Genomic DNA, 8123 nt, shown 5'->3' with positions numbered 1-8123 from the left:
GAATATCGTCAAAATACCCTTAAAAAAGTTGTTTAGTTTAGTGTTGACAATCCAGAGTTTACCATTTATGTTAGGTGGAATTATGACAACTCTATCTGGCATTGTGGCTGTCTATAAAAATAGAAAAAAATAATTATTATTTAAATGAGATAACTTTTTTTATGGATAAAATTTAGTCTTATTATAATTGAATTAAATATTATAATGGGCTATGCTGAAGGTGAAGTAATCCTGTCAGATAGATAATCAATAAAAATAGAATTTATGCGGCATGTGGTCTGACTTCAATCAGACTCATGCCGTATTTTGTTTGATTTCATTTATGTTTATAGTAATAAATAGATTTAGCGATAGATACATTAAAACCTGTTTTATAACAAGCTTTAATTAGCCTCACGTATTATTTGATGAAATAGTAAATTCTAGTTGGTTAAAACATCCTATTCAATCCCGCATTTATCTGAGAAAATATAGTTTTTTAAAAGTAGATATTTGAAGAGAAAATAAAAAAAGGTTAATCTCAAGTTAGTAGTCATCGACTATACTCAGATTAATCTTTTTATTTGTATTAAATTTTTTATAACAGTTGAAGTCGTAGGACTGATTCCTCTAGTGGATATGATGGCTGCAAGGCACAGGCGGTGGAGATAGGGCTCTTTGCAAAGAGAACTGATAAAAGTTAAAAGGAGATCTTACACTGTTTTTTGGGAGTGTTTTTTTGTTAAGCGCTTTTTAATTTTTAATATTTCTTAATTTTTTTTAACCGATTCTCTAATTTTTTGTTGTTAAGATAACTCTAGAGACAAAAAGGAGGATAACAGAGTTATGAATGTGATAGCAGATAAAGTCTTGAAACATAAAAAGGCTGTATTATTATGCTTTATTATCTCGGCCATTGTGTGTTTGTTTTTAAAACAACAGGTTGTAGTGAATTATAATTTAGCTGATTATTTGCCTGATAATGCCCCTTCAACGCTTGCGCTTGAAGTGATGGATGATGCTTATACGACAAAAACACCCAATGTACGTGTTTATATTCCACATGTGAGTGTGGTCGAGGCATTAGCTTATAAAGAAACGTTAGCAAACGTTGAAGGCGTTGAGTCAATTGAATGGTTAGATGATTCTGAAGATGTGACAAAACCTCTAGAAACCCTAGAACCAGAGACGGTAGCTAAGTGGTATGTAGATAACGGGGTTCTTTATTCGTTAACAATTTCTGAAGAAGAGCCGGTGAAAGTGTTAGATGATATTCGTGCCATTATTGGAGATGAAGGAGCAATGACAGGAGAAGCGGTTACAACGGCTGCAGCTCAAGTTTCAACGGGAACTGAAATTCCGATGATTATGGGGTTTGTAATTCCGATGATCTTTGTCGTATTACTCGTGACGACAAGTTCATGGTTTGAGCCCGTTCTCTTTTTAGTGACAATTGGGATTTCGATTGCGTTAAATGCGGGAACCAATATCATCTTTGGGGAAATTTCATTCATTACGAATGCAACAAGTAACATTTTACAATTAGCGGTCTCGATGGATTACGCCATCTTTTTATTGCATCGATTTGCAGAGTTTAGGGATGAGGGAATGTCTGTCCAAGATGCGATGCATCAAGCAATGATTAAAGCGGCATCTTCTATCTTTTCAAGTGGATTGACGACCTTCTTTGGATTTATTGCCTTGACACTTATGAGTTTTAAAGTTGGCCCAGATATGGGAATCGTTTTAGCAAAAGGAATTATTTTCAGTTTATTATCCGTGTTATTTTTCTTACCTGTTCTGGCGATGTATACGTATAAATGGATTGATAAAACACATCACCGTTCCTTTATGCCATCATTTAATAAAATTGCAAAATTGGCAACTCGTGTTCGAACAGGAATCTTAGTGTTAGTTCTTGTATTAGTTGTTCCTTGTTTTTTAGCTCAGCAAAAAACAGACTTTATGTATGGATCTTCAGGTATGAATACACCCGAGTCACAAGTGGGACAGGAAAAGGCTCTGATTAATGAAACATTTGGAGAAGCAAATACCTTTGCATTAATGGTACCAAAAGGGCAATGGGGATTAGAAAAAGAACTGTCAGCTAACCTATCAACCCTTCCTGAAGTAACCTCTGTCTTATCCATCGTTGATGTCGTAGGATCAGAGATTCCTTTAGACTATTTACCAGAAGATGAGGCATCTAAATTAATTTCAGAAGATTATAGTCGCTTTATCATTACAGCAGCGGTAGATGAAGAATCGGAACAAACCTTTGAATTTGTGGCGAAGCTACGCGAGATTGCACATGAGTATTATGACGATGATTATTACCTAGCAGGTGGATCTGTTAGTACATACGATATCAAAGAGACGGTAACTAATGATAACTTATGGGTCAATCTGTTAGCGATTGGTGCCATTGGGGTTGTGTTACTCGTGACATTTAAATCACTATCTTTACCTGTCTTGTTATTATTGACAATCGAAGCGTCTATTTGGATTAATTTATCGGTTCCTTATTATAGTGGAACAAGTTTAAATTACATTGGCTATTTGGTCATTAATTCGGTTCAACTAGGGGCTACAGTGGACTATGCCATTTTATTTGCTGAAAGTTACCTACATCATCGACAATCTGTTTCTAAATATGAAGCGGCAACGCGTGCCATTACGGAAACAGCACCATCAATTTTAACATCAGGTGGAATTTTATGTATTGCAGGAGCAAATATTGGAATTATTTCAACAAATGTTGTGATTAGTCAATTAGGGGTGTTAATTGGACGTGGAGGATTTATTTCAGTTATTTTAGTGTTATTATTCTTACCAGCTTTACTGGTCTTATGCGATCCAATCATTGAAAAAACAACCTTAAAGACAAAGTTTTATCGTGAACAAAAGAGTGGAGGAGTTAAACATGAAATCATCAATGCCTAAAATAGTATCAATGGTGAGTGTGAGTGCACTTATTATGAGTTCAACTCAAATTGGGGTATTGGCAAGTGTAAATATTCCGAAAGAAGAAGTCGTTTATATTAATTTAAACCAGAGCGGTAATGTTGAAAATATCTATGTCGTGAATGTATTTAATTCAGAAAGTAGAGGTCGTATCGTCGATTACGGACCTTATACCAGTGTTAGTAATTTAACGACAACAGCTCCCATTACGTTAGCACAAGATAAAATTACGATTGATGATGTGAATGGACGTTTTTATTATCAAGGAGATTTGGAAACGACAGACATTCCTTGGTTATTGAACATTAGTTATTATTTAAATGGTAAAAAAGTAGACGCCAATGAACTTGCAGGGGCAAATGGAGAAATCACAGTGAAATTAAGTGTGAAAGAAAATACAAAAGTCGATTCAGTTTTCTTTGAAAATTTTGCTCTTCAAATCACGATTGCATTTGATTCAACTTATACAACGCTTGTTAAGTCTGAGGGAGCAACCGTTGCCAATGTAGGAAGTAAAAAACAATTAGTCTATACCATGATGGCTGGAAATGAAAAAGAAATTGAGTTTACAGTGAATTCAACAGACTTTAGTATGGATGGCATTCAAATTAATGGGATTCCATTAAATTTGAATATTGATAATCCAGACACAAGTGAGTTTACCGATCGTTTACTTGAACTTCAAGATGGAGTGGTAAAACTTGACGACGGTGCAACAGAACTGAAAGACGGAAGCTTTGATTTAAAAGATGGCACAGCAACATTAAAAGATGGGGTGAATACGCTAAAAGATGGTGCGACGTCTTTAAGTAAGGGAATGAATGAATTAGCGGCTGGAAGTTCTAGTCTTTACTCAGGGATTCAAACGTTAAAGGACGGGACTTCAAGACTACAAAATGGATCTTTAGAATTAGCGACTGGGCTTGATACCTTGGTGAGTCAAAATTCTATGTTAACAGAAGGATCTCAAGCTGTGGTGAATGGAATCCATCAATTACAAGAAGGAGCAGGAGCTTTATTAAGTGGAGTCGATCAATTCATTTTAGAGAGTGGGCAGATGGGAAATAGTCTATCACAGCTTCAAAATGGATCAGAATCATTTAAAGGAGGACTTAATGATTTAGCAAGTAGTAGTCAGTCACTTGTCAATAGCTCAAATGAAATTGCAGCAGGGATTTCTCAAAGCGCAGGGGCTTTACAACAACTTGCCGCATCATCACAATCAGAAGAAATGCAGGGATTACTAGCCGCGCTTAGTAGTAGTCAAGACACAAATGTTCAGGCACTAGTTTATGCTTATCAACAACAAGCAGGAATAATTGGCCAAATTTCTGCTGGAATGGACGGATTAAATGCCAATTATGGTGCATTTAATGAAGGGGTGAATCAAGTTGTTGGTGGAATTGGTTCTTTAAATGCGAATTATGATAGCATTCATTCTGGGATTGTAACATTAGTCTCTGGTGTATCAGGAATGCTCTCTTCAACAGGACCAATGGCGACACTTCGCGAAGGAGTGCAGACATTAAATAATGGAGTCGCACAGTTAGCCACAGAGTACCAGATACTTCATCAAGGAATTTTAACCTATACTGATGGTGTGTCACAAGTAGGCGAAGGGGCTAAATCATTGGTAACAGGAGTGAATGGGTTAGCAAGTGGAACAACTAGTTTATCAGGTGGAGCCAATACCTTAAAAGATGGCGTGAATCAACTACAAAGTGGAACAACAGAGCTTCAAAATGGAACGACTGAACTGTATAATGGAACGGTAAGTCTTGCTGATGGAGTGAACCAACTAGTCGATGGAACAATTGAACTTTCAGATGGAACAGGACAAATGAGAGAAGAAACAACTGGAATTGATCAAGAAGTCAGTGATAAAGTGGATGAAATGATTTCAGATATAATAGGTGGCGACTTTGAAATGAAATCTTTTGTGTCTGATAAAAATACGGAGGTTGAATCCGTTCAGTTTGTGATGAAAACAAATGCAATCGTAAAAGATATAACCGTTGAAGTCCCTGTTGTCGAAGAAACTTCTCTTAATTTTTGGCAAAAACTTTTACACTTATTTGGATTTTAATCATTAAGAACATGTATAATAGGAAAGAGAAGCAATGATTGGCTTCTCTCTCTTTATATTGAAGGGAAGGAGAATTGAACATGGATCGTATTTTAATTGTGGATGATGATCAAGCCATTGCATATTTAATTGCGGATGCTCTTGAAGATGAAGGATTTGAAATAATCATTTGTCATGATGGGAACGAAGCGTTAGAAAAGATAGAAGAATCGTGTGAGATTTCACTCATGATTTTAGATATTATGATGCCAAAGATGGATGGGCTTGAATTATGTCGCCGGGTACGTGATCAATTGAAAGCGCCTATTATCTTTGTCAGTGCAAAAAGCAGAACGCTTGATACCTTACTGGGGCTTGAAATGGGAGCAGACGATTATATCTGCAAACCTTTTGTTGTAGAGGAATTAGTTGCACGAGTCAAAGCACATTTAAGAAGAGAAAAGCGACATCAAATGAATGCCATTGAATCCTTACAAGATGTTTTGCCGTTTGATCATTTCAAATTATATCCAAATAGATATGAAGTCTTTAAAGACGAGGTTAATATTGATTTATCTCCTCGTGAGTTTCAATTATTTCAGTACTTCGTTGAAAATAGTGGCCGTGTGTTAAGTCGTGAACAAATTTTTGATGCGATATGGGGCGAAAATTATGGTGATATTGGAACAGTAGCGGTTAATATCAAAAATCTACGTCAAAAGTTAGACCCAGATAATCAGTATATTAAAACCATTTGGGGAGTCGGGTATAAACTAGTTAAACCTGAAGGAGAAGGACGATGAGTTTACGACAAAAAGGAGCCATCGTCATTTTTTTAATCTTTATTTTAAACTTTGGGACCCTTGTTTGGTATTATAATTTTTATTTATCCGATCAAGTATTAGTAGAAATTGAGGAAGCTCAACAAAGTGTGAATGCGACAACTTTTGAAATTTTATCTAAAATCCAAAGCAATCAGTCGATTGACGAGTATGGTTCTAAGTCCTTTCATAACGGTGATTGTTATCAAATTGTGATTGAAAACTTAGAAGGGGAAACGCTATATGAAAATAAACCAACTATCAAGGGGAGTCTGGGTGTCCATGAATCTTCTATTTTTGAATATGAGGGCAGCTATTATTTACTAAAGGTAACAGGAATATTGTCTGTAGAAGATCCATTTGCAATTTCACCAGTTATGACCTTGCTTGATTTTGAACAATTTAATATTGTGATCAGTATTATCATTTTAACTACTTTACTATACTTATTTATTATCAAGCCAATTGAAGGTTTAAAACTAGATATGGATCAATATCAAAAGGGGATAAAGCCACGAAAAACAAATCGATGTGACGAAGTTGGAAAGCTTAAAAACCGATTTGTACATCTGGCAAATGAACTTGAAGATCAAAAGCTCCAACAAAGCCGTATTATAGCCTCAATTTCACACGATATTAAAACACCGCTTACTTCAATCATGGGGTATGCAGAACGATTGAACAAAGGAAATTTAAGTGCAGAACGAATGAAACGATATACGGAGACCATCTATGACAAGTCAATGGTGATTAAGGAGCTTATTGATGAGTTTGATCATTACTTAAATTATAATTTGGGAAGTTCACTCCATAAAAAGAAGATGAGTGTAAAGCAATTAGAGGAACATTTACGTCAAGATTATGAGTTAGAACTAAGTGAAATTGGCGTTGAGTTTAAGGTTGAAAATATGTGTCAGGATGAGGTTCTTGAGATTGATTATGGAAAAATCCGACGTGTATTTGGAAATATTATCGACAATAGCATCAAGCATATGAAGGAATCAACCATCAAGCGGATACAGATTAAGATTCAATCACAGGCAAAGGGGGTTTTGATTTCGATTGCTGATACAGGATGTGGGGTAAAAGAGACAGAATTGGAGCAGATTTTCAAGCCACTTTATACGTCAGATCAAAGTCGGAAGGTAGCAGGGCTTGGTTTATCTATTTGTCAAAGCATTATCGGTGCTCATGGAGGACGAATTTGGGCCACAAATGGAAGGGAAAGTGGACTGGTGATTCATTTTACGCTAAATAAGTCCTAAATCCTCTTAAAATCAGTTGACTGTTATGTGATACAATGATTTGAAAGGGGGAGTGTTAATGTGGATATTATATGCGATAGGATCAGCCTTTTTTGCCGGGGTAACGTCCATTTTAGCTAAAATTGGAATACAACAAACAGATTCTAATGTGGCGACAGCTATAAGGACTGTGATTGTTCTAGTGTTTTCTTGGTTTATGGTCTTTATCGTGGGCTCTTTTCAAACGATATCAGAGATTAGTCTAAAAACGTTACTATTTTTAATTTTATCGGGATTAGCAACTGGTGGATCATGGCTTTGTTATTTTAAAGCATTGCAACTGGGTGATGTCAATAAAGTGACGCCAATTGATAAATCAAGTACAGTTTTAACGATGATTTTAGCATTCATTTTCTTAGGAGAAAGGTTAAGTATAACGAAGCTTCTAGGAATGATTGGAATCGGTGTTGGAACCTATTTAATGATTATGAAAAAGGAAGATATCCAAAAAGAGGTTAGTAATCGTCGTTGGATGTTTTATGCCATTTTATCGGCTATTTTGGCTAGTTTAACTGCAATCTTAGGAAAGGTTGGAATTATCGGTGTTGAATCAAATTTAGGAACCGCAATTCGAACCATTGTCGTGCTAATCATGGCATGGATTATCGTCTTCGTAACCCGTAAACAACATGAGGTGAAGCATATTGATTTAAAAAGTTGGTTCTTTATTGTGCTGTCTGGGATAACAACTGGCTTATCGTGGCTTTGTTATTACAAAGCACTGCAAGAAGGAGACGCAAGTCTCGTCGTTCCAATCGATAAATTAAGTATTCTGGTAACCATCGGATTTTCTTATATGTTTTTAAAGGAAAAGTTAACGAAAAAATCTGCAATTGGGTTAGTCATCATGGTGGGTGGCACCTTCATTTTACTCATATAAAAAGGTGATCAAGGATTGGTATAAAAATAAATCATCTTCTGATCCACACATAGCTACTTGAAAGTTAATAATAGAAAAGTTCCTGTTTGTGGGCAACGCCAATGCTAAAT

5 protein-coding genes are annotated in these 8123 nt (G+C 35.8%); all 5 read left to right on the top strand.

Annotated features, from left to right (window positions below; translation table 11 throughout):
• The first annotated feature begins 825 nt into the window (after positions 1-825).
• The 5 genes from QWC74_RS00685 (at position 826) to QWC74_RS00665 (ending at position 8013) form a co-directional block, all read left to right on the top strand.
• A complete protein-coding gene (locus QWC74_RS00685; protein ID WP_006785490.1) occupies positions 826-2922 on the top strand; it encodes an RND family transporter in 2097 nt (698 codons plus the stop codon).
• The gene (locus QWC74_RS00680) at positions 2903-5029 is read left to right on the top strand and encodes a hypothetical protein (RefSeq protein WP_006785491.1); all 2127 of its coding nucleotides are present in this window, start codon (positions 2903-2905) and stop codon (positions 5027-5029) included. Before QWC74_RS00685 ends, QWC74_RS00680 begins: the two co-directional genes overlap by 20 nt.
• An 80-nt stretch (positions 5030-5109) precedes the next feature.
• Positions 5110-5811: a response regulator transcription factor gene (locus QWC74_RS00675; RefSeq protein WP_006785492.1), complete on the top strand. Its 702-nt coding sequence runs from the start codon at positions 5110-5112 to the stop codon at positions 5809-5811.
• Positions 5808-7094, top strand: a complete 1287-nt coding sequence (locus tag QWC74_RS00670) for a sensor histidine kinase KdpD (protein WP_006785493.1) — start codon at positions 5808-5810, stop codon at positions 7092-7094. The genes QWC74_RS00675 and QWC74_RS00670 overlap by 4 nt, the downstream gene beginning before the upstream one ends.
• A 58-nt stretch (positions 7095-7152) precedes the next feature.
• Positions 7153-8013 carry an EamA family transporter gene (locus QWC74_RS00665; RefSeq protein ID WP_006785494.1) on the top strand — a complete coding sequence of 287 codons (861 nt, stop codon included), beginning with the start codon at positions 7153-7155 and terminating at the stop codon, positions 8011-8013.
• Positions 8014-8123: the final 110 nt, after the last annotated feature.

The organism is uncultured Turicibacter sp. (assembly GCF_938044715.1).
Taxonomy (GTDB): domain Bacteria; phylum Bacillota_I; class Bacilli_A; order MOL361; family Turicibacteraceae; genus Turicibacter; species Turicibacter sanguinis.
Note: the sequence above shows the minus strand (reverse complement) of the source record. Positions and strands in the feature narration are given on the sequence as shown.

Excerpts from the sequence above, each read along its gene's own strand:
- QWC74_RS00665 (WP_006785494.1), top strand. The coding sequence starts at position 7,153 with ATGTGGATATTATATGCGATAGGATCAGCCTTTTTTGCCGGGGTAACG.
- QWC74_RS00685 (WP_006785490.1), top strand. The coding sequence starts at position 826 with ATGAATGTGATAGCAGATAAAGTCTTGAAACATAAAAAGGCTGTATTA.
- QWC74_RS00680 (WP_006785491.1), top strand. The coding sequence starts at position 2,903 with ATGAAATCATCAATGCCTAAAATAGTATCAATGGTGAGTGTGAGTGCA.
- QWC74_RS00670 (WP_006785493.1), top strand. The coding sequence starts at position 5,808 with ATGAGTTTACGACAAAAAGGAGCCATCGTCATTTTTTTAATCTTTATT.
- QWC74_RS00675 (WP_006785492.1), top strand. The coding sequence starts at position 5,110 with ATGGATCGTATTTTAATTGTGGATGATGATCAAGCCATTGCATATTTA.